The organism is uncultured Ruminococcus sp. (assembly GCF_937915125.1).
Taxonomy (GTDB): domain Bacteria; phylum Bacillota; class Clostridia; order Oscillospirales; family Ruminococcaceae; genus Ruminococcus_C.
Genome location: NZ_CALDMP010000062.1, coordinates 20,547 through 42,604 on the forward strand (window position 1 = coordinate 20,547; position 22,058 = coordinate 42,604).

Annotated in this window: 27 protein-coding genes and 1 other annotated feature; of the genes, 15 read left to right on the top strand and 12 right to left on the bottom strand. The window is 50.5% G+C overall.

The annotated features are described in order from the left end of the window. From ftsX to Q0418_RS06085, 7 genes are all read right to left on the bottom strand, one after another. On the bottom strand, positions 1-906 hold the full coding sequence (ftsX, locus tag Q0418_RS06055; protein WP_298483186.1) for a permease-like cell division protein FtsX: 906 nt from the start codon (positions 904-906) through the stop codon (positions 1-3). Then, positions 896-1,585, bottom strand: a complete 690-nt coding sequence (gene ftsE / locus Q0418_RS06060; protein WP_298483187.1) for a cell division ATP-binding protein FtsE — start codon at positions 1,583-1,585, stop codon at positions 896-898. The genes ftsX and ftsE overlap by 11 nt, the downstream gene beginning before the upstream one ends. Positions 1,586-1,852: 267 nt before the next feature. Further along, positions 1,853-2,938 carry a CdaR family transcriptional regulator gene (locus Q0418_RS06065; RefSeq protein WP_298483189.1) on the bottom strand — a complete coding sequence of 362 codons (1,086 nt, stop codon included), beginning with the start codon at positions 2,936-2,938 and terminating at the stop codon, positions 1,853-1,855. A gap of 226 nt (positions 2,939-3,164) precedes the next feature. Then, entirely contained in the window at positions 3,165-4,856 is a 1,692-nt protein-coding gene (argS, locus tag Q0418_RS06070) for an arginine--tRNA ligase (protein WP_298483190.1), read from the bottom strand. Positions 4,857-4,896: 40 nt separating this feature from the next. After that, positions 4,897-5,352, bottom strand: coding sequence for a DUF1934 domain-containing protein (locus Q0418_RS06075; protein ID WP_298483192.1), 456 nt, complete (start codon positions 5,350-5,352; stop codon positions 4,897-4,899). Positions 5,353-5,374: 22 nt separating this feature from the next. Beyond that, on the bottom strand, positions 5,375-6,178 hold the full coding sequence (murI, locus tag Q0418_RS06080; RefSeq protein ID WP_298483194.1) for a glutamate racemase: 804 nt from the start codon (positions 6,176-6,178) through the stop codon (positions 5,375-5,377). Positions 6,179-6,218: 40 nt separating this feature from the next. Then, positions 6,219-7,292: a D-alanine--D-alanine ligase family protein gene (locus tag Q0418_RS06085; protein WP_298483196.1), complete on the bottom strand. Its 1,074-nt coding sequence runs from the start codon at positions 7,290-7,292 to the stop codon at positions 6,219-6,221. 559 nt (positions 7,293-7,851) lie between these two features. On the opposite strand from Q0418_RS06085, the gene rpmG reads away from it, so the two are divergent. The 7 genes from rpmG to rplL all read left to right on the top strand — a co-directional run bounded on the left by rpmG (position 7,852) and on the right by rplL (position 11,496). Next, on the top strand, positions 7,852-8,001 hold the full coding sequence (gene rpmG / locus Q0418_RS06090; RefSeq protein ID WP_022050678.1) for a 50S ribosomal protein L33: 150 nt from the start codon (positions 7,852-7,854) through the stop codon (positions 7,999-8,001). A 14-nt stretch (positions 8,002-8,015) separates the two neighbouring features. After that, the gene (gene secE / locus Q0418_RS06095; RefSeq protein WP_298483198.1) at positions 8,016-8,336 is read left to right on the top strand and encodes a preprotein translocase subunit SecE; all 321 of its coding nucleotides are present in this window, start codon (positions 8,016-8,018) and stop codon (positions 8,334-8,336) included. A gap of 29 nt (positions 8,337-8,365) precedes the next feature. Next, entirely contained in the window at positions 8,366-8,893 is a 528-nt protein-coding gene (nusG, locus tag Q0418_RS06100; RefSeq protein WP_298483200.1) for a transcription termination/antitermination protein NusG, read from the top strand. 120 nt (positions 8,894-9,013) lie between these two features. After that, the gene (gene rplK / locus Q0418_RS06105; RefSeq protein ID WP_295214746.1) at positions 9,014-9,439 is read left to right on the top strand and encodes a 50S ribosomal protein L11; all 426 of its coding nucleotides are present in this window, start codon (positions 9,014-9,016) and stop codon (positions 9,437-9,439) included. 92 nt (positions 9,440-9,531) lie between these two features. Further along, a complete protein-coding gene (gene rplA, locus Q0418_RS06110; RefSeq protein ID WP_298483203.1) occupies positions 9,532-10,227 on the top strand; it encodes a 50S ribosomal protein L1 in 696 nt (231 codons plus the stop codon). A gap of 160 nt (positions 10,228-10,387) precedes the next feature. Then, positions 10,388-10,514, top strand: a sequence feature (ribosomal protein L10 leader region). Between the two features lie 37 nt (positions 10,515-10,551). After that, entirely contained in the window at positions 10,552-11,064 is a 513-nt protein-coding gene (gene rplJ / locus Q0418_RS06115; protein WP_298483205.1) for a 50S ribosomal protein L10, read from the top strand. Positions 11,065-11,121: 57 nt separating this feature from the next. Next, positions 11,122-11,496, top strand: coding sequence for a 50S ribosomal protein L7/L12 (gene rplL, locus Q0418_RS06120; protein WP_298483207.1), 375 nt, complete (start codon positions 11,122-11,124; stop codon positions 11,494-11,496). Between the two features lie 72 nt (positions 11,497-11,568). Here the strand turns inward: rplL and Q0418_RS06125 are convergent, their stop codons facing one another. From Q0418_RS06125 to Q0418_RS06140, 4 genes are read right to left on the bottom strand one after another with little or no spacing between them, the layout of a single operon-like run. Continuing rightward, complete coding sequence (locus Q0418_RS06125) at positions 11,569-11,823, bottom strand: pro-sigmaK processing inhibitor BofA family protein (protein ID WP_298483209.1); 255 nt, start codon at positions 11,821-11,823, stop codon at positions 11,569-11,571. A gap of 14 nt (positions 11,824-11,837) precedes the next feature. Beyond that, positions 11,838-12,221 carry a hypothetical protein gene (locus tag Q0418_RS06130; protein ID WP_298483211.1) on the bottom strand — a complete coding sequence of 128 codons (384 nt, stop codon included), beginning with the start codon at positions 12,219-12,221 and terminating at the stop codon, positions 11,838-11,840. Between the two features lie 33 nt (positions 12,222-12,254). Next, positions 12,255-12,641 (bottom strand): hypothetical protein, encoded by a 387-nt coding sequence (locus tag Q0418_RS06135; RefSeq protein ID WP_298483213.1) that lies wholly within the window; start codon positions 12,639-12,641, stop codon positions 12,255-12,257. Positions 12,642-12,699: 58 nt separating this feature from the next. After that, complete coding sequence (locus Q0418_RS06140; protein ID WP_298483215.1) at positions 12,700-12,948, bottom strand: hypothetical protein; 249 nt, start codon at positions 12,946-12,948, stop codon at positions 12,700-12,702. Between the two features lie 125 nt (positions 12,949-13,073). Between Q0418_RS06140 and Q0418_RS06145 the strand changes: the two genes are divergently transcribed. The 3 genes from Q0418_RS06145 to Q0418_RS06155 all read left to right on the top strand — a co-directional run bounded on the left by Q0418_RS06145 (position 13,074) and on the right by Q0418_RS06155 (position 16,686). After that, positions 13,074-13,592, top strand: coding sequence for a metallophosphoesterase (locus Q0418_RS06145; protein WP_298483217.1), 519 nt, complete (start codon positions 13,074-13,076; stop codon positions 13,590-13,592). Between the two features lie 67 nt (positions 13,593-13,659). Beyond that, a complete protein-coding gene (locus Q0418_RS06150; RefSeq protein WP_298483219.1) occupies positions 13,660-16,128 on the top strand; it encodes a YfhO family protein in 2,469 nt (822 codons plus the stop codon). 12 nt (positions 16,129-16,140) lie between these two features. Further along, complete coding sequence (locus tag Q0418_RS06155) at positions 16,141-16,686, top strand: NUDIX domain-containing protein (protein ID WP_298483221.1); 546 nt, start codon at positions 16,141-16,143, stop codon at positions 16,684-16,686. Positions 16,687-16,767: 81 nt separating this feature from the next. Here Q0418_RS06155 and spoVG read toward each other — a convergent pair whose 3' ends face one another. Continuing rightward, positions 16,768-17,082 (bottom strand): septation regulator SpoVG, encoded by a 315-nt coding sequence (spoVG, locus tag Q0418_RS06160; RefSeq protein ID WP_298483223.1) that lies wholly within the window; start codon positions 17,080-17,082, stop codon positions 16,768-16,770. Between the two features lie 183 nt (positions 17,083-17,265). Here spoVG and murC point away from each other — a divergent pair, with 183 nt between their 5' ends. The 5 genes from murC (at position 17,266) to Q0418_RS06185 (ending at position 22,054) form a co-directional block, all read left to right on the top strand. Next, a complete protein-coding gene (murC, locus tag Q0418_RS06165; protein ID WP_298483226.1) occupies positions 17,266-18,699 on the top strand; it encodes a UDP-N-acetylmuramate--L-alanine ligase in 1,434 nt (477 codons plus the stop codon). Between the two features lie 170 nt (positions 18,700-18,869). Beyond that, a complete protein-coding gene (gene zapA / locus Q0418_RS06170) occupies positions 18,870-19,226 on the top strand; it encodes a cell division protein ZapA (protein WP_298483227.1) in 357 nt (118 codons plus the stop codon). Further along, positions 19,223-21,265 carry a U32 family peptidase gene (locus Q0418_RS06175; protein ID WP_298483229.1) on the top strand — a complete coding sequence of 681 codons (2,043 nt, stop codon included), beginning with the start codon at positions 19,223-19,225 and terminating at the stop codon, positions 21,263-21,265. The genes zapA and Q0418_RS06175 overlap by 4 nt, the downstream gene beginning before the upstream one ends. 28 nt (positions 21,266-21,293) lie before the next feature. After that, positions 21,294-21,734, top strand: coding sequence for a dUTP diphosphatase (gene dut, locus Q0418_RS06180; RefSeq protein WP_298483231.1), 441 nt, complete (start codon positions 21,294-21,296; stop codon positions 21,732-21,734). Positions 21,735-21,790: 56 nt separating this feature from the next. Beyond that, positions 21,791-22,054: a DUF4321 domain-containing protein gene (locus Q0418_RS06185; protein WP_298483233.1), complete on the top strand. Its 264-nt coding sequence runs from the start codon at positions 21,791-21,793 to the stop codon at positions 22,052-22,054. Positions 22,055-22,058: the final 4 nt, after the last annotated feature.

The following is a 22,058-nucleotide window of genomic DNA, read 5'->3' on the forward strand; positions in this document are numbered from 1 at the left end:
TTAGACATTCAGATGCTTGCGCATCGAAATCATACTGCCGAATGCGCCGAACAATGTGCCAGCAACCAAATAAGCGGCAGCTACCTTCCAGGCGAGTTCCCGGAAGGGAATGATGCTTCCCATACCAATGACTGACAGAATATCTGCCTGACCTGTCAAAAGGCCAACCAGAGAGTCATATCCGAACCATGTGATCACCAATGCCACACATCCGGCAAGAAAACCGGTGATCATGCCTTCTACGAAGAACGGGATACGGATAAAGGAATTGGTCGCACCAACATATTTCATGATCTGAATTTCTTCACGGCGTGCAAATACACTTGCCTTTGTGGCATTGGATACAATTACCACAGAGATCACAATCAGAGCTGCAATGATCACGCCGAAAATCACCGTGATGATCTTCCGCAGCTCGGTCAGGATATTGACAAAATCCATAGGCGCACGGATGGAATAAATATGATCCAGCGTCTCAATCTCTGAAATTGTCGTAGAAATAGTAGAGATATCCTCGATCTGGATCCGGAATCCATCGATGAGCGGATTGTCATCTCCCAGAGAATCAAAGAGCACCTCATAATCGGACATACTCTTTTTCAGATCTTCAAACGCCTGTTCCTTGGAATAGAATGTAATTTTGGAAATATTGCTGATCTGTTCCAGGTCTGTCTGGAATTCTGCAATTTCCTGATCTGTTGTATCTTCATTCAGATAAATAATGACTTCGTTCTTATCCTCAATGCCGCCGATCATGGAAGTGAGGTTCATATAAAATAGTACGGACATGCCGACAAGCAGAAGAGAAACCAGAAGCACACAGAACGAAGCAAATGCCATCATACGGTTTTTCCAGATATTTTCGATACCCTGTCCCGTAAGGTATTTGAAACCACTAAGCTTCATGGATCAGATTCCCTCCAATCACTTCGTCAAAGACAATGCGTCCCTGATCAATATTGATGATCCGCCCGCCGAACTGCCGCACCAGATTATGCTCATGCGTTACCATGAGGATCGTCGTTCCGATGTCATTGATGCCCTGAAGCAGTTCCACGATCTCATAGGAAAGCTCCGGGTCAATATTACCGGTAGGCTCATCGGCAATGATCAGCTGGGGGTCGTTAACCAGTGCACGTGCAATTGCCACACGCTGTTTTTCGCCGCCGGACAGCTCGTCCGGATAAGCATATGCCTTGTCCTGCAAGCCCACTAGACCGATTACATACGGCACACGCTTGCGGATATATTTCGTAGGCGAATCGATCACTCGCAGCACAAATGCGATATTCTCATAAACAGTCATAGATGGAATCAGGCGGAAATCCTGAAAAACAAAGCCGATGGTACGCCGCAGTGCCGGGACCCGGCGCCGCCGCAGCTTGTTCAGGTTATAACCGTTTACAGAAATCGTACCGCTTGTGGGGTTGATTTCTTTCAGAATCAACTTGATCATGGTACTTTTTCCGGCACCGGAGGCACCAACAACAAAGGCGAAGTCACCGTCATTGATCTTCAGATTCACATTGTGCAGTGCATCTACGCCGCTCGAGTATGTCACAGAAACATCCTTCAGTTCAACCATAGTTCACACACATCCTTTCAGCGGCTGCATGCCGCAGAGCAATCCGCCCTATTCCAGTAGGGCATTCACACGAGCTGCCCTTTCCAAAATTTCCAGAAAAAAACAGCCGTTTCCATTTGTCATTTTTTTGCAATTCCAATCGAACAAACAGCATTTCAACTGCCGCAGACGAAAGTGCATAAATAACCCGCCGATGCAAAAACTGCCACACGCTGCACCGGCGGCTTATGCAGATATACCGCCGATAAGCATCAGCGTTTTGGGCTTTTAGAATTTTGCCAGACTTGCCGAGAGGTATTTCTTGACCATCAGCGCAATCTTAAAGATAATGGCATGGTCAAATTCCCGGAGATCCAAACCGGTCAGCTTTTTGATCTTTTCCAGACGATACACCAGCGTATTGCGGTGCACAAACAGCTTTCTGGAAGTCTCAGACACGTTCAGATTGTTCTCAAAGAACTTCTGAATGGTAAAGAGCGTCTCGTGATCCAGGGATTCGATACTGCCGCGCTTAAACACCTCATGGAGGAATGTCTCGCAAAGGGTCGTGGGAAGGTGGTAGATCAGGCGTGCGATGCCCAGATTCTCGTAGCTGACAATTGCCTTATCGGTGTCAAATACCTTGCCGACTTCCAGTGCCATCTGCGCTTCCTTAAAGGAGCGGGACAGTTCCTTTACGCCGGTAACGATAGTACCGATGCCCACGTTGACACGGGTATAGAATTCACTGCTGAGGGTGTCCGCAATAGAGCGTGCCAGCTTTTCCAGATCCTTGGTATCCACAGCACCCTTGATTTCCTTGACAAGAACGATATCTGTTTCGGAAATGGTAAAGACAAAGTCCTTGTTCTTGTCCGGGAAGAGATTCTGGATGACGTCATATGCCGAAACATCGTTTGCAGATACGATCCGGATCAGCAGAACCACACGGCTGACCTCAGAATTGAAGTGCAGTTCCCGTGCCTTGATGACAATGTCACCGGGCAGCACATTGTCCAGAACAACATTCTTGATGAAGTTGTTGCGGTCATACTTTTCATCATAGTACTGCTTGATATTGAACAGCGAGATTGCCAGAATATTGGCATATTTTGCAGCTGCATCATCCATGCCCTCTACGAACACGGCATATTCCGGCTTCGAACGGGAGCCGAACGGTTTGTAGGTATAACCGTCACGGATAAAAATATCATGTACATCGCTCAGATCCAGCGATACGAACTCATTGGTTGTACCGACCTTTGTCAGATCACTGCATGCGATAATGGTCGCAGTATCATCGACCACGCCGACAGTAGCGTCAATTGTATCACGCATCTGGTGCACCAGACCTTGAAATAATCTATTAGACATATGGAACTTCCTTTCATTTTAAAATCCTGTGATATCACAAAGCTCCGCCTGCTCAATATATTACAAATTGTAACACATTATCTCGCCGGATATGTGAATACATTGTTAAAGTTTTTTCGGTTTTCTGCGTATTCGGCTGATGGTTCTGCATTTTCCATCAAAAATGCACGGAATCCTGCAATTTTTCCTGTAACCTGTTTGTAACTTTTTCCTCTGTTTCCGGAAATTACATCTTTTCCGGAGCGGTTACTTTCAGGATATGCAGGGTATTTGCGATTGCCTGACGTGCCGCTTCACACAGCAGCAGACGTGCCTGTTTCAGTTCCGGCGTCTCTGCATACTTGATGCTGCATGCATCGTAGAACTTGTGGAACAGAGTCGCCAGCTCTGTGGCATATTTCGTCACCTTGGACGGATCGTAGGACTTTGCCGCTGCGTCCAGTTCCGACGGAAGTGCTGCCAGATGACGGATCAATTCCAGCTCCTGAGGATTTTCCAGCAGAGACAGATTTGCATGTGCACACTGTTCCAGGGTCAGCCCCTCCTCTTCCATGGCACGCAGAAGGCTGCAAATTCTGGCGTGGGCGTACTGGACATAGTATACCGGGTTCTGAGAGGACTTCTCCACTGCCAGATCCAGATCAAACTCAAAGTGGGAGTTTGCCTCTCTGGTGTTGAAGAAGAACCGTGCTGCATCCAGCGGAATCTCATCCAGCAGGGTCACCAGAGTGATCGCCTTGCCGCTGCGCTTGGAAAGCTTGACAACCTCGCCGTCCCGCATGAGCATTACCATCTGCATGAGCACCACATCCAGCCGGTCAGCATCTGCGCCAAGGGCTGTCAGGGCAGCTTTCAGACGAGGCACATAGCCGTGGTGGTCTGCACCCAGAATATCGATGGCTTTGTCGAACTTCCGCCCCATGAGCTTGTCATAGTGGTACGCAATGTCCGGTACGACATAGGTGGGAATTCCGTTGGCACGTACCAGAACGAAGTCCTTGTCTGCGCCGAAATCCGTTGCCTTGAACCAGACTGCGCCGTCCTGCTCGTAGGTATAGCCGCGCTTTGTCAGCTCGTCGACTACCCATTTTACCTGACCGTTCTGGTGCAACGTACTTTCCCGGAACCAGTTGTCATAGACAATGCGGTACTTCTTCAGATCCCGTTCCAGTCCGGCGATATTCTTTGGCAGTGCAAATGCCACCAGGGCATCCCGCCGTGTCTTTGCATCAGCCTGCACATACTTATCTCCGTTTTCAGCGATGAAATTCTCCGCATGCTCGGTGATATCTGCACCGTGATAGGCATCCTCCGGCATTTCCACTGTGGGGTCAAAGTGCTGTAAATAGCGCACTTCCAGGGATGTGGCAAACTTTTCGATCTGATTGCCGGCATCGTTCACATAGAATTCCCGCTGTACATCCCAGCCGGTCCAGTCCAGGATCTCTGCCAGGCTGTCACCCAGTGCGCCGCCCCGCGCATTGCCCACATGCATGGGTCCAGTGGGGTTTGCAGATACGAATTCCACCAGCGCACGCTTTCCGGCACCAGTCTGGGTTCTGCCGTACTGTTCCTTTTCCGTCAGAACGGTTTCCACTACCTGTGCGAACCAGTCCTGCTTCAAGAAGAAATTCATGAAGCCTGGTCCGGCGATCTCTGCTCTTGCAAAAGTCGTCCCGTCCAGAGAAACTGCATCTAGCAGCAGCTCTGCGATCTTTCTCGGCGCCATGCGGAAGGTCTTTGCACTGACCATTGCCACATTTGCTGCGAAGTCACCGTGAGACTTATCCGCCGGCACCTCCACCCGGAATCCCGGGATGGGCTCAGCAGGTACTTTTCCCTCTGCTACGAGCCGTCCCAATCCGTCCAGAAGCATCCGATATAATGTTTCAGATGCTGTTTTCATACAATCTGCCATGTTTCACTTCGTTCCTTTCCATATATGTCAGAAGTATTTCTCATACTTCCTGCTCTTCTGCTGATTCCGGTTTCTCCTGCCGGAGTTCCCATTGCAGTTCGATCACGTTTTCCGATAAAAAAGCAGCGTTGAGATCGATCACATATTCCATTTCCACACTGCCCCGATCTTCTTCCATCACACAGGACAGCCGCTTCGCCTGTACGCCCAGGGTCATATTGCCATAGGGTGTCTGATACAAACAAAAGTGCTTTTTCCCCAGTTCCAGAGTCAGATTGGAATTTGCCCTGCCGCTGCGGAGAATGGTCACCAGAGAATCGTTTGTCACACGAATGGAAGTTGTAGACCCGGCAAACCCGGTGGCATCTGTATCCTCGTAGGATAAGGTCAAAATACCATTCTCCCGATCGCAAGTGCCGGTGGTCACCAGTTCGGTTTCTTCTTCATCGTCCGGCGTGATCTGCCGGCTCTTCATTTTAATAATCACTGAATCCATGTCTCTTGCGTCACTTCTTTCGTTACAGACTGCTCCGGAACACCTTTCCCACCACATTCTGGTGCAGGAAATGTCCGGCATTTTCAATGAACATCTCGGTGCTGTCGCTGACATAGTAGGTATTTTCACCGGGTGTCTCCCGGTCTGTCAGCAAATTCCGTTCTTCCAGGCAGCGCCGGGCATATTTTGCCGCCTCTGCGCCGGAGGAAATGAGCTGCACATCCGGTCCCATGAGATCGGCGATGATATCCCGGATCACCGGGTAGTGGGTACAGCCCAGGATCAGGGTATCCACGCCGGCACGCCGTACCGGGTCGAGATATTCCTCTGCCACAAGCCGTGTTACCGGATTTTGAAAATCCGTATAGCCGTTTTCCACCAGATGTACAAACAAGGGACATGCCTGTGCCGTCACCTCAGCATCCGGACGAATCTTCCGGATCGCCTGGACATAACTGCCGCTGCGGACAGTTGCCGGTGTACCAATCACACCGATCTTCCCGTTTTTCGTCAGACGGCACGCCGTTTCCACTGTCGGGAGCACCACGCCGGTAAAGGGAAGATCGGTCACAAAGGGACGGTCTCCCACAATGGAACTGACCGTGCCGCATGCTGCAATGATCATTTTCACGGCATGCTTCCGGAGAAACGCCACGTCCTCTTTGGCATAGCGCATGATCGTCTCCTGACTGCGACCGCCATAGGGAATGCGTGCTGTGTCACCGAAATAGATGATATTCTCCCGGGGCAGCAACGCATTCAGTTCCTTGACTGCCGTCAGACCGCCCATACCGGAATCAAAAACGCCAATGGCATCATTTTTCATGCTGTTTATCCGCTGTCACCTGGGACAGCTTCTCCTTTCATCAATAGGTTCTTGCCGCATTATCCATTGCCTGTTCAATGAGTTTATCCACCAGATACTCCTGCTTCATGCCCAGATGCTCCATGAGCTTGGGATACATGCTGATGCTGGTAAAGCCCGGCAGTGTATTGACTTCGTTGAGGATAATAGAGCCATCCTTGGACAGGAAGAAATCCACACGGGACAATCCCTTGCAGCCCAGGAGCGTATATGCCCGCAGTGCTGCCTCTCGGATCCGCTCAGAATCCTGCTCCGAGATCCGTGCCGGAATGTACAGCTTCGAAGTGCCGTTGACATATTTGTCATCATAGTCGTAGAATTCCGCTGCCGGCTCGATCTCGCCCACGTAGGAAGCAAAAGGTGCATCATAGCCGAATACAGCTACTTCCAGTTCTCTGCCCTCGATATACTCCTCAATGATGACCTTTTCATCATGGGTAAATGCAATCTGGACGGCATCTTTCAGGGATTCCAGATCGGTCGCCTTGTTAACGCCCACAGAGGAGCCAGCATTTGCCGGCTTTACAAATAGTGGGAATCCCAGCGTTTCTGCAATGGCAATGCATTTTTCATCCAGTTTGTTCAGGTCACGCTGATGCACACACGCCCACTTTGCCGTCTGGATGCCATTATAATCGAGCACCGTATGGGTCATGCCCTTATCCATGCAGACTGCACTGCTTAGAACACCGCAGCCCACATAGGGAATGCGTGCCATCTCGAAGATGCCCTGGATTCTGCCATCCTCGCCGTTTCTGCCGTGAAGCACCGGGAATACCACGTCTACCTTTTTAATGTAGGTTTCTCCGTTTTCTATGGTGACAATACCGCCGTGCAGTGGGTCGGGAGAAAGGATCGCCGCCGTGCAGTCCGGATTCTGTTCCCAGGCACCTGTGGAAATCTCAGAAACATCTCCGGGGAAATACAGCCAGCGTCCTTTCTTTGTGATACCGATGCAGAGCACCTCATATTTCTCCTTCGGAATACTGCGGATGACATTTTCTGCTGAGATCAGCGAAACATCATGCTCACTCGAAACGCCGCCGAACAGGACAGCTACTCTGATTTTTGCCATGTGTCAAAACACCCTTTCCAATTGTTTTCCGGTCACTGCGCTTACTGTGCTGCGTCATTGTGCATGTTGATCCATAACGCATTCATTATAATTATTATATATCAGTTTCACATGCCGTTTTAGAACCAATGCATCTTTTTCTGCACCGATTCCTCTGAATGAACCGGTTTTCTCAGGAAGAACAAGTCCTCTCAGATATCATATCCTCTATTTTATCATAATTTACAAAAATCTGCAAGGGTTTTTTGTAAAAAAAGCGGAGACGTCCCTGTTTTCTCCCAGACATAGAAAAAAATTTGCAAAAGCCCTTGACAATTTCGCCGGGATATGGTATACTAGACTCACCTCTTCGTATGGGGCTTATTTTTTTGCACAAATGCGGGTCGGATGTCCCGTTTTTTTGTGCAGACATGCCAATCTGGTTCGCATGGTACATGCTGCCACAGCGGAATACGCCCATACGGTACTGAGGGAGGCAAACGATTCGGATATCCATTTACAATTAGGATGATCCGGCTTCCGCATACGGAAGAAGTACAACGAGCAGGAGGTGCCGATCATGAGAGTGAAAGTAACACTGGCTTGTACAGAATGCAAGCGCCGCAACTATGTGACCAAGAAGAACAAGCGGAACAATCCGGAACGGATTGAGATGAACAAACACTGCAAGTTCTGCCGGAAGCATACGCTGCACAGAGAGACAAAGTAATGGGGGTCCAAGCAATGGCTGATATCGAAAAAAACGCCGGACAGGAAGCTGTCGAGAAGAAGGCGAAAAAGGCAGCTGCAAAAGCAGACTCCAACAAATCCGGCAGCAAGGGCAAAAAGGAAACCAAGGAAAAGAAAGGCTTCTTTTCCAGAATTGCCGGCTGGTTCAAGGATCTGAAGAAGGAATTCAAAAAGGTCGTTTGGCCAGATCGAAAGAAAGTCTTTAACAACACGCTGGTGGTTCTGGCAGTTGTTATCATCGGTTCTGTTGTAGTCGGTCTCATTGATACCGGTCTGCTGAAACTGATGCAGTTCCTGATGGGACTTTCCAATTAATTTTGTGACCAGAACAGGGAGGATTTATTATGTCAGAGGCAGCAAAATGGTATGTCATTCACACTTATTCCGGCTATGAAAACAAAGTAGCCCAGGATATTGAAAAAGTGGTTGAAAACCGAAAGCTTCATGACCTCATCCTGGAAGTTCAGGTCCCCACCGAAAAGGTGACTGAGATCACAGACGGCAAGACAAAAGAAGTGGAACGCAAGACGTTCCCCGGCTATGTTCTGCTGAAAATGATCTATACAGATGATACCTGGCATGTGGTCAAGAATATCCGCGGCGTGACCGGCTTTGTGGGTCCCGGATCAGAGCCTACTCCCCTTTCTGAAAAAGAAGTGGCTGCACTGGGCGTTGATCTCGGCACAAGCGTACAGGTCAACTACGAGGTCGGCGATACCGTCACCATTTCCGGCACGGCAATGGACGGCTTCTCCGGCATTGTACAGGCTATCAATCTGGAAGACGGCACTGTTGATGTCATGATCTCAATGTTTGGTCGTGAAACAGCGGCAACATTGCAGCTCAATCAGGTGATCCGTCAGGACGACTAATGCAATACTGCATGAGTTTGCATACATGCAAAAAATCAATTCGGAATCCGGATCTCTTCCGGTTCCGGTGGGAGAGACAGATTTCGTCTCGCCATTTACCACAATATGGAGGTGTGCAACATGGCACAGAAGGTAACAGGTTTTATTAAGCTTCAGATTCCCGCAGGTAAAGCAACACCTGCTCCTCCGGTTGGCCCGGCGCTGGGTCAGCACGGTGTAAACATCATGGCGTTCACAAAGGAATTCAACGAGCGTACCAAGAACGACATCGGTATGATTATTCCGGTCGTTATCACTGTTTATGCAGACCGTTCATTCACCTTTGTTACCAAGACACCGCCGGCAGCTGTTCTCATCAAGAAGGCCTGCGGTATCGACACTGCTTCCGGTGAGCCCAACAAGAAGAAAGTGGCTAACATCACCAAGGAACAGATCCAGAAGATCGCAGAGCAGAAGATGCCGGATCTGAATGCAGGTTCTCTTGAGGCTGCAATGAGCATGATCGCTGGTACTGCCCGTTCGATGGGTATCGTTGTCGTTGACTAACGGAAGCCGAACGTCGGTGGGAGGAAATTTCCGCTAACTGGATCTGCGTGTGAGCGATCCGGTACTACCACTACACTAGGAGGATTATATAAATGAAACACGGAAAGAAATATAATGACAGCCGGAAGGCTGTAGACAGCACCAAGCAGTACGCTTCGGAAGAGGCTCTGGCTCTGGTTTGCACCAATGCAAAGGCAAAGTTCGACGAGACCGTTGAGGCACATATCCGTCTGGGCGTTGACTCCCGTCACGCCGACCAGCAGGTTCGTGGTGCAGTTGTACTGCCCAACGGTACTGGTAAGAATGTTCGTGTCTGCGTTTTCTGCAAGGAAGACAAGTACGAAGCAGCAAAGGCTGCCGGCGCTGATTATGTAGGCGGTCAGGATCTGGTTGACAAGATCACCAAGGAAAACTGGATGGATTTCGATGTCGTTATCGCTTCTCCGGACATGATGGGTCTGGTTGGCCGTCTCGGTAAGGTGCTTGGTCCCCGCGGACTGATGCCGAACCCGAAGGCTGGTACCGTTACACCGGATGTTGCTAAGGCTATCACTGATGCTAAGGCTGGTAAAATCGAGTATCGTCTCGACAAGACCAACATCATCCACTGCCCTATCGGCAAGGCATCCTTCGGCGCTGAGAAGCTGGTTCAGAACTTCGAAACTCTGATGGAAGCTATTGTCAAGGCAAAGCCGGCTGCTGCAAAGGGTACCTACCTGAAGTCCTGCACCGTAACTTCTACGATGGGTGTTGGCGTAAAGGTTGCTACCAGCAAGTATGGTGTCTGAGTTACACGAATTGATACGTTTTTTGACGTTCTGAAAGGCTCTCGCTCCGGCGGGAGCTTTTTTTGTTCCAGGATGTATTCCCTGCTGCAAAAAAATTTTGATTTTTTTGAAAAAAAGGCTTGACAAACCCGGAAAAGTGTGTTATACTATAACACGTTGTCAAACACAATATCGTATTCTAAAGACAGCTGGTGGCATTCGCCGTAAGTCCAGCCGAGGAATGTGCAATGATTTTCTGTGAAACACAGCGCACGATTCCAGTCGGATCGTGCTTTTTTATTGCGATTTCTGATACGATACATTTTCTATCGGAGGTGAAATCTCATGGCAAGTGAAAAGATTTTGGAAGGCAAGAAGGCTAAGGTTGCTGCTCTGACTGAACTGCTGCAGAACAGTGTATCTTTCGTTCTGGTTGACTACAAGGGCATCACTGTTGAGGATGACACAAAGCTGCGTAAGGAACTGCGTGAAGCTGGTGTAAACTATGTAGTAGAAAAGAACTCTATGCTGCGTTTTGCATTCCAGAACATGGGCATCGATGCATTTGACGAAGTGCTTCACGGTACAACCGCTGTTGCACTGTCCAACGATGACCAGACAGCTCCGGCTCGTATTCTGGGCAAGTTCGCCGAGGATCACGAGGACTTCTTCAACCTGAAGGCAGGTTATGTAGAAGGTGTTGCTTATGACGCTGCCGGCGTTGCAAAGCTGTCGAAGATCCCGTCCAAGGAAACCCTGCTGGCACAGCTGGTCGGCTCTCTCCAGGGTCCGATGCAGAAGCTGGCTGCTACTCTGCAGGCTGTTGTGGACAGCAAGTCGGAAGAATCCGCTGCATAATTTTCGCAGGAATCTTTGTCCTGCAAACTAAAATGATTTAAAAAGGAGATTATTATCATGGCATCTGAAAAGGTTTTGAAGTTCGTTGAAGATATCAAGGAACTGTCTGTTCTGGAACTGGCTGAGCTGGTTGAAGCAATTCAGGAAGAATTCGGTGTAACTGCTGCTGTTGCAGCTGCTCCGGCTGCTGGCGGTGCTGCTGGCGGTGCAGAAGCTGAAAAGACTGAGTTCGACGTTGTACTGGCATCCTTCGGTGACGCTAAGATGGCTGTTATCAAGGCTGCTAAGGAAGCTCTGGGTCTGGGTCTGAAGGAAGCTAAGGCTGTTGTAGAATCTGCTCCGGCTACTCTGAAGGAAGCAGTTCCGAAGGCTGACGCTGAGGCTCTGAAGGCTAAGCTGGAAGAAGCTGGCGCTACTATCGAGCTGAAGTAAGTTTTTTCTTACCCACATACAAAACGGGGACATCTCTTTGGAGATGTCCCTTTTCTGTTTATATGCGCTCTGTTACCATGTAAAATGCAATACGACCATTAGAATAACCCCGGGTACGCCGAGAATCACAGACTGCACCAGATGCAGAACATTCAGTGCCGGTGTATAACCGATCAGGCTGCCGCCGTAATGCACCAGCAACAGTGCCAGCAAGCCGCTGCCCGAGCCTATGAGAACAGAACGGATTCGATGTCTGCGGCGCAGATAATACACCAGCATAATGCCGCCGAGTACGCCCCAGATCATCCAGAAAATTCTCTCATCCATTGGTTTTCTTCTCCTTATGTCAGTAAATATGCCAGTGCCATCAGAAGCTTCCGATCGCAGCCTTCTTTTCCGCCGTCCTTATAGATCATCGCCATAAGCGCCAGGATCAGCATGGAATCCCCGTCAAATCGGGACAGGATCTCCATGGGATTCAGCTGGGGCAATCCACTGCGAAAAGGCGTGCCGTTTTTTCTGGGAGGCGGCGGATCATTTCGCTGTCTGCTCTGCTGTATGGGTATCGGTTCCGGCTGAGACGGTTCCGGCGGATAATCCGCATAAGGAGACGGCTGTCTGTACCCGGAGGGTATTTCCGGATGCACACGCTGCTGCATTTCCTGTGCTCTCCGTGCCGCTTCTCTGCGCATTGTGTTCTGTTCCTGCTGCGAAAATCGTGCCATCCACTCACCTCCCTTGCAGCATGGGCGCTATGCTCAGAACAGTTCCTGTAACAGTCCGTTTTCTTTCACCGCACTGAACACCGCATACAATTTCAGCATCTTCACCGCCTGATCTACCTTTCTCTGCCGCTGTTCTTTCAGATGCGGACGCAATGCCAGCAGCAGTTTTGTGTCATCGTCATTGTTCTGCATGGCGCCCATCAGTTCCTGCACCCGCAGCAGCATACTGAAATCAAAGCCGCCGTTGTCTCCGTTTTCTCCAGCATCAGACTCAGATGGCTTTTTTTCTTCGGACGGTGCATTTTCATGAGAACTCTCGCTATCCCCATCCTGCTGAAGCATCTGTGCCAGTTCCTGCAATTGCTGCAAGCTTTCGGGGTCCGAGAGGATCGCTCCCATTTTTCCAAGCATATCGTCCACGCTGTCTCACCTCTTTTATGTAGGGCGAAACGGATTCGCCCATGTTTATCGCAATGCCTTATTTCCCGGAAAGCTTCTGGTATAACACCTTCGCCTGAGGTGAACTGATCAGCTTCTCCACCATTTTGGGATTTTGCAGCACCTTTTGCAGCATTGCCGAATCCTTCTGGTTCATATTTTTCAGAATTTTATCGTACTTGCCGGACTCCAGCTCTGCTTTCAGCTGCTGCGGCGGTACGCCCAGTTTCTTGCTTGCTGCTTCCAAAAGCTGATCGACCTGTTTCGGGTCTAATTTCTGTCTGTCCATATGAGGCAGCTCCTTTCCGTATGTCCGTTCGGTGTTGACGTGCATTTTTCTGAAAAAGATATTGTCATACCGCCGGATTTGTGGTATAATAAAAAGAAAGAAAAATTTTCCCCTGGGAGGTTCCTATGCGTATTCTTGTGATCTCTGATACCCATCAGAATTACCGCAATCTTGAGACAATTGTCCGCCGCAATCTGGATGCGGATCTTTTTGTGCATCTGGGCGATGGCGAGAGCGAATGTGAATTGCTTCTGCGTTCCATGCCGGAGCTTTCAGATCGGTTCCACTATGTCAAGGGGAACTGCGACTTCGGCAGCAGCTATCCCATCAGCGAAACCATTGACCTGATGCCGGGACATCGCCTCTTTGCCACCCACGGGCACCGTTATCAGGTCAAATATACCCTGGACTGGCTGACCCAGGCTGCCCGGGAAGAGGGCTGTGATATCGCCCTGTACGGACATACACACCAGTCCCGGTCTACCTATGAAAACGGCGTTTATGTGCTGAATCCGGGCAGCGCATCCTGCCCAAGAGACGGAAATCTGCCTTCATTCGGCTTGGTTGACGTTTCCAGTGCCGGTGTTATGACCAATGTGGCTTTTCTTGACCCCACCTCTGACTTCGGAAACGTCCGCATCTGATTCCCATATCAGCATATGCAATTGCTGGCGTTTTGTGCATTTTTTTCATAAAAAGGAGCATCACCCCATGAAACATCTCACCCTCCGCCGTCCCTGCCTCCGGGACGAACTGCGCCGCTATCTTCTGGCGTTTCTCCTCGGATTCGGCAGTCTGCTCGTAGTTATCATACCGATCATGATCGCCGACGGCGGTTATTTTATCTACTATGGTGATTATAATTCCCAGCAGATCCCCTTCTACAATCTCGCCAATGACGCTGTGCGAAGCGGCAGCATGGGCTGGAACTGGTACACCGATCTGGGTGCTAATTTCATCGGTTCCTACGCCTTTTACCTGCTGGGCAGTCCCTTTTTCTGGCTCACCACTATCCTGCCCCGCAGCTGGGTGACATTTTCCATGCCTTTTCTCCTCTGTCTGAAACACGGCATCGCCTCGCTGACCGCCTACGCCTATATCCAGCGCTTTGTCCGCAATAAGGATGCCGCACTCATCGGCGGTATGCTGTACGCCTTTTCCGGATTCCAGCTGTTCAACATCTTCTTCAATCACTTCCAGGATGTCACCGAATTCTTCCCGCTACTGCTCATTGCCATGGAAGAATGCGTGAACCAGAACCGCCGGGGTGTCTTTGCCCTTTCTGTGGCGCTTCTTGCTGTGATTAACTACTTTTTTTTCACAGGGCAAGTGGTTTTTCTGGTGCTGTACTTTATTGTCCGCTGCTTTTCCAAGGACTTTCACGCTACGCCGAAAAAATTCTTTGTCCTGCTTCTGGAAGCCGTCATGGGCGTTATGCTTGCCTGCGCCATTCTGCTGCCGGCGGCTCTTGCCGTTCTGGAAAACAACCGGGTATCGGAACATCTCTACGGCATGGACATGGTTGCCTATAACGACCGCACCAGACTCTGGCGCATCCTGCTGAGCCTGTTCATGATCCCGGATGTTCCTGCACGACCCAATCTGTTTTCTTCAGACAATGCCAAGTGGGCTTCCATCGGCGGTTATTTGCCGCTCTTCTCCATGGCAGGGGTACTTTCTTTTCTGAAGCAGCGTGACGGACACTGGGCAAAGCGGCTGACGCTGATCTGCGCCGTCTGTGCCTGCGTCCCAATTCTCAATAGTGCATTCTATGCGCTGAACGGCTCGTATTATGCACGCTGGTTCTACATGCCTATCCTCATCCTCGCCATGATGACCGCCTATGGGTTGGACAACCGGGAAATCCAGTGGAAATACGGTTTCCGCATCTGTTTTGGTTTTATGGCAGCATTCGGGCTTATTTCTCTGCTGCCCACCAAAGAGAACGACAAGATCAAATGGTTCTCCTTTGCGGAATATCCCCTGCACTTCTATCTGGTGCTTGCTGTCTGTGTGGGCGGATTGGTGATAGGCGCCTACCTGCTGCACCGCAGACAGAAGGCGAAGCTGTTTATGCGGCTCACACTGATATACACCACCGGTTTCTGCATTGCCTGCACCATGACTGTGGTCTATTTTGGTGCATTTGCACCAGCACGTGCACGCACCTATGTAGATCATGCCATCGACCCGAAACAGGAGATCTCCGTTTCTGTTTCAGAGGACGATTTTTTCCGGGTGGATATCTCCGAAAACTGCGACAATTATCCGATGCTCTGGAAACTCCCCTGTATGCGTACGTTCCACAGCATCGTGCCGGTATCCATCATGGAATTCTATGACAGCCTTGGCATTACACGAGACGTGGCGTCCCGGGCTGATACCTCTTATTATGCACTGCGTGGGCTGTTCTCTGTGAAATATTATTTCGACCAGGAAGAACTCATGATGCTCGGCGACATAGAACCAAAAATCGATCTGCCTGGTTTTGAGTACGAAACAACTGAAAACGGATTTCAACGGTTTCGGAACACAGAATACGTCCCCATGGGATTCACATTCGATACCTACATTTCAAAAGAGATGTGGGATGGCACTGCGGAAAATCAGCGCACCAATCTGCTCATGCGTGCACTGATCCTATCGGAGAAACAGATCGACAAGTACGGCGACTGGATGCAGTCTCTTTCTACAGAAGATGTCCGCATGACAGAAACCGATTATCTGGCGGAATGCGGAGAACGTGCCGCATCTGCCTGTGATACATTTTCCTATGACTCTGACGGCTTCGAAGCAACCATTACCCTGGACAGCCCAAATCTGGTCTTTTTCAGCGTTCCCTATGACGAGGGTTGGAGTGCCACTGTCAACGGGGAACCGGTTTCTGTGGAACAGGTGGACATCGGATTCATGGCTGTTCCTGTGGAAGCCGGGGACGATACAATTGTATTTACCTACGAAACGCCCGGACTGAAAGCCGGCATCTGGATCTCACTGGGCGGCGTGGTATTGCTGGTGGGATATCTGCTTGTCTGCCACAAGGTCGTGAAGCGCACGCCGGCAGATGAAGTGATCTCCTGCATAGATTATCCGGAATCGGCAGAAGCTGCTGCTCTGGCAGCTTTGGAGGAACAGACGGATACAAATAAAAAATCCAAGGCAAAAAAGAAAAGCAAATAAGGAGGATTCTACATGCACTTACAGGAAGAAACCAAAGCAAGTGAAACAACCTATCAGGGAAAGGTATTCTACGTCACAAAGGACACAGCGCAGTTAGAGGACGGTCAGCTGGTGCAGCGTGATGTAGTGCACCATTCCGGCGGCGTCTGCGTTGTGCCCCTGACGAAAAACAACACCGTGCTCATGGTGAAGCAATTCCGCTATCCCATGCAGCAAGTGACTCTGGAAGTTCCGGCAGGAAAGCTGGAACCCGGCGAAAATCCGGCAGAGTGCGGCAGACGGGAACTCCGGGAAGAAGCCGGACGCACCTGCAGAAAATACACCAGCCTGGGGACGCTCTTCCCTACCCCGGCATATGATACAGAGGTCATTCACATGTATCTTGCCCGGGAGCTTTCCGAGCCGGAGGCGCAGGATCTGGACGATGAGGAATTTCTCGATGTCACAGAACTGCCCCTGGAAGAAGCAGTGCAGATGGTGCTGCGGGGAGAGATTCCCGACGCAAAGACACAGATCGCTCTGCTGAAAACCTATGTGCTCTTACAAAATCAACAGTGAGTCCCGGTCAATTCCACTTTTGCGCCAATAAAAAAAGCCGCAGACGGCTTCCGCCTGCGACCCGTTTCTCATGGATGCCATTTATACAACTGCATCTGCTGTCGGTGCAGTGGCTTCTGCCTCAGCTTCGGCTTCAACCAATGCCAGATGCTGGTGATATGTTTCCAGAATCTGTTCTTCCATCATCTTTCTTGCAGCAGCAGAAATGGGATGGACAATATCACGGAACACACCGTTTTCATCCTTACGGCTTGGCATTGCCACAAAGAGTCGTTCATCTCCCTGTACGACCTTAATATCGTGCACTGCCAGCATGTTGTCAATTGTCACAGAAACAACTGCACGCAGTCGTCCCTCGGCGATGATTCGTCTGATTTTGATATCTGTGATTTCCATATGATGACCTCCTCCATTTGCAGCGAGTGAGTTCTCTGGGCACCGTTCACTCGCATCAAACACATTTTCGTAACAAAAAAAGGAGACAGCGCTGCTCGAAAGAAACGCTTCTCCTTTGAATTACGTTATTTCTTATTATACACCATAAATTTGAAAAAAGCAACAAGGAAAAAGGTGATTTTTTTGAACAATAATATTTTAATGGGAAAAAAGCACATTCATTTTATCGGAATCGGCGGCAGCGGCATGTATCCCCTGGCGCAGATTCTCCACGCACGAGGATTTTACCTCACCGGTTCGGACAACAACGAGACGGAGACATTGCAGGCAGTCCGTGATATGGGAATCCCGGTGTATCTGGGACAGCGTGCCGAGAACATCGAAGGTGCAGACCTCATCGTCCACACAGCCGCAATTATGGCAGACAACCCGGAACTGATTGCTGCGAAAGCAAGCGGTGTACCGGTACTGGAACGGAGCGAACTGCTGGGCATTGTTACCAGCTGGTACGACAATGCCATCTGCGTTGCCGGAACCCACGGCAAAACCACAACGACTTCCATGGTGACGCAGATTCTCTTCACCGCAGGCGTTGATTTTTCCGCATTTATCGGCGGAAAGCTCCCCTGCATCCACGGCAGCGGCAGAAGCGGCTCCAGCGATATTATGACATGCGAGGCGTGTGAATTCGTGGATACATTCCTGAAGCTGTACCCGGATATTGCAGTGCTCCTGAACATTGACGCTGATCATCTGGATTATTTCGGCACGGTGGAGAATATCATCAAGTCCTTCCGCAAGTTCTCGGAGCTGACCAGCAAGGCGATCATTTACAACGGCAGCGATGCCAATACCTGCAAGGCAGTGGAGGGTATCACCGGCAAGGAACTGATCACCTTTGGTACAACATCGGACTGTGACTATTACCCAGCAGAGATCCGGCATGTTTCCGGTCTGGAAACTCATTTCCAGCTGATGCATCACGGCGTATCTCTGGGCGAGATCGTCCTGCATGTTGCCGGAGAGCACAATGTGCTGAATGCAACAGCAGCTGCAGCGGCGGCAATGTATGTGGGCGTTTCCTTTGACGATGTGGCAAAGGGACTGGCAGAATTCCGCGGCGCCGGCAGACGCTTTGAGAAAAAAGGCGAGGTAAACGGCATTACTCTGGTGGACGATTATGCCCACCATCCCACGGAGCTGACCGCTACGCTGAAAGCCGCAATGGCAATGCCGTTCCGCAAGGTCTGGGCAGTATTCCAGCCCTTCACCTTCTCCCGGACTGCCATGCTGCTGGAGGAATTTGCCGAGGCGCTGTCTATTCCCGACTGCGCTGTGCTGACGGATATTATGGGTTCCCGGGAAAAGAACACGTACAATATATTCACACGGCAGCTGGGCGAAAAAATCCCCGGTGCAGTTTGGTTTCCCCAGGATGAAAGCAATCCGGAAACAACGGATGAGCGGAAGTATGCCAACTTCGACCAGGTCGTTCAGTATGTCTGCGACCATGCACAGCCGGGTGATCTGGTGATCACACTGGGCTGCGGCGATGTCAACAAGGTAAATAAGCTGATTCTGGAAGAACTGGAACGGCGCAGCGAGGGAAAGGTATAATTTTTTTGTTTGTCGATGCAATTCTCTCTCCCCCCATTTCAAGGGAGACATTCTCTGAAAAATTTGCAAAAAAGTCTTTTCAATCCTCGAAAAATGTTGTATAATAAAAAGAACGGCACAGGGTGTATTCCTTTCCCTGAGTCGGAACAAACCGAAAGGAACTTAACGCTATGTCAAATAAAGTGAAAGTGGTTATCTGCGGCAAGGACTTTACCCTGCAAACTGCAGAATCCTCTAACTATGTTTTCGGACTGGCACGGACGCTGGAATCCCGTATCACAGAAATTACAGATTCCAACAGCAGTGCCTCACCCTTTACTGCCGCCATTATGGTTGGTCTGGCTACCCTGGACGATCTGAACAAGGCAAATGCCAAGCTGGACAGTCTCCGTGACCAGTCCAAGGAATATGTGGACGAAGCCGGAAAGACACGCCTGGAACGTGATGCCGCTTTGCAGGAAGTGGCAGCGCTTCGCTCCAGAGTTGCCGAACTGGAACGGGAACTGCGTGAGAAAAATATCAAATGAGGACACCCGAAATACTCGCTCCCGCAGGCGCACCGGAATCTCTGCTGGCAGCACTCCGCTGCGGTGCAGATGCGGTGTATGTAGGCGGAAAGTCCTTTTCTGCCCGGCAGAATGCGGAAAATTTTGACCTGCCCCAACTGGAAGAGGCTGCCCGTCTCTGCCATCTCTACGGCGCAAAGCTTTACCTGACAGTCAATACATTGGTATTGGATGAGGAATTCCCTGCGCTGACACAATATATCAAAGAAGCAGCTGCCTGCGGCGTGGATGCCTTTCTGGTGCAGGATTTTGGCGTGCTGGACTGCATTCGTCAGGCTGCACCGGATACGCCCATACACGCATCCACCCAGATGACCATCCATACTCCTGAGGGTGCACGTTGGGCAAAGGAACAAGGACTGACTCGTGTGGTAGTTTCCAGAGAATTATCCCGGCAGGAAATTGCAGCCATCTGTCAATGCGACATTGAAGTGGAACAATTTGTCCACGGTGCTCTGTGCATGAGCGTATCCGGTCAGTGCGGTCTGTCTGCGGTGATTGGTTCACGAAGTGCCAATCGGGGACGCTGCGCGCAGGCATGCCGTCTCCCTTTTTCGGCGGCAGGAAAAACTGACGCATGTGCCCTTTCTCTGAAAGATCTCTGTCTCGTGCCCTATGTGGCGCAAATGGCGGAGGACGGCGTGGCTTCGCTGAAAATCGAGGGCAGATGCAAGCGCCCGGAATATGTTGCCGCCGCTGTCACTGCCCTGGTGCAGGCACGGGATGGCATAGAACCGGATCTGGAAACTTTGCGTGCAGTTTTTTCCCGCAGCGGCTTTACGGACGGATATTACACCGGAAAGCGTGGGAGTATGTTTGGGACTCGTCAGAAAGAGGACGTGCTCCGTGCCAAGGAAGTACTTCCAAAGCTGGAACAGCTGTATCAGAAACCTGTGGGGCGTGTTCCCCTGACCATGCATGTTTTGCTGAAAGAAAATGTACCGGTACAGTTGACCGCCCGGGATATGGATGGAAATACGGTTACAGTTTCCGGCGATATGCCCCAAAAGGCACGGAACAAGCCGACAGATACGACGCAGTTGGAACGCCAAATGGGAAAGCTTGGGGATACGATTTATTTCTTGGAACAGCTGACCGCAGACTGCGATGGCGTGAGTATGCTCCCGGCGTCTGCCCTGAATGCGCTGCGCCGTGATTGCACTGCGAAACTGGACGAAGTGCGCATTGCTGCAAATACGCCCAGATGTACTCTCTGCGACGTGGAGCCCATTCTGGAGCAACCCGTAGATTCTGCACCGCCTTTCTACCGCATACAGCTTTCCGGTTGGACAGAACAGGCGGAATCGCTTTTGCAGCATCTTTCCACAGAGGCGTTGCTGCTTCCGGTATATGCCGTAACAGATAGCATTCCGCAGCAGCTGAGAGGTCAGATTTTCCTGACACTTCCCCGATTCTGCGCCGATGAAAAAAAGGTGCTGCATTGGCTGGAATCTGCCGCAGCATTTGGATTTTCCCATCTGGTCTGCGAAAATCCATCCCATTTGCGCATGGGCACATCCCTGGGATTTTGTCTCCACGGCGGTCTAGGACTGAATGCCGCTAATCGCCGCTGTCTGGACTTTCTGAAGCGCCAAGGACTTGCGGATACGATTTTGTCGCCGGAACTGACTCTAGCCCAGACACGCGGCTGTACCGGATTGCCCATTGGTGTTTATGCCTATGGATACCAGCAAGTCATGACCATGCGTAACTGTCCCATTCAGGCAGAGGTGGGCTGCAAGAACTGCAATCACCGCCTCACAGACCGCACAGGGCGGCAATTCCCCGTATATTGCGACAAAAACGCCGGTATTACAACCATGTACAATGCCGTTCCCACCTGGATGGCAGACAAGGCGAATGCCCTTTCTCACGCAGCATTTCTGCTACTGGACTGTACGCTTCAGCCTGACCCGCTGTCCATTCTTCGTGCCTATGAAAACCGCAGCACAGCAACAGAGCCTATAACACGCGGCTTGTTTTATCGTGGTGTCGAATAAATTGGTAAAAACACAGGAGGAATTTCATATGTATCTATCCATACAGCGGCTGCGCCCGGATGCACAGCTGCCAAAACGTGCTACAGCCGATAGTGCCGGTTACGATCTGTACGCTCTGCCGGATGCGCCCGTAACCATTCAGCCCGGAGATATCTGCAAGATCCCCACAGGTATTGCCGTTGCGCCGTCCCGTCCGGATGTGGCACTCTGCATTTTCCCACGTTCCGGCTTGTCGTCAAAACACGGCATTACGCTGGCAAACAGCGTAGGACTGGTGGACAGCGACTATCGTGGCGAGCTGCTGGTAGCCCTAATCAACCACGGAAAAGAACCGTTCATCGTGGAACCGGGTATGCGCATTGCTCAGCTGGTAGTGCTTCCCATACTGACACCGGAGCTTCGTGAGGTTACGGAACTGGATGAAACTGCACGAGGCGCAGGCGGCTTCGGCGCAAGCGGACTGTCCTGATATACCAATTTGAAGGAAAGGAGATTGTTTCCCAACTGGGGATACATAGGATACAGATGAAAAAAGTTCTTGTTTATATTGCCAGCATTGTGGTTGCGCTGGTTCTGGGCGGCGTTATCGGCAATCTCTGCGCAGAGGTCGCACCTCTGAGCTGGCTGGATTATGCACCGCCTCTGCACATTGATACTCACGACTGGAACTGGTATATTGCAGATGTCACCTTCGGTTTTCAGTCCAAATTCAATATCGCACAGCTGATCCTGACCATTGTCGCCATCTTTACAGCACCGAAAATCAATTCGCTGATTGGAAAAAAGTAACGCT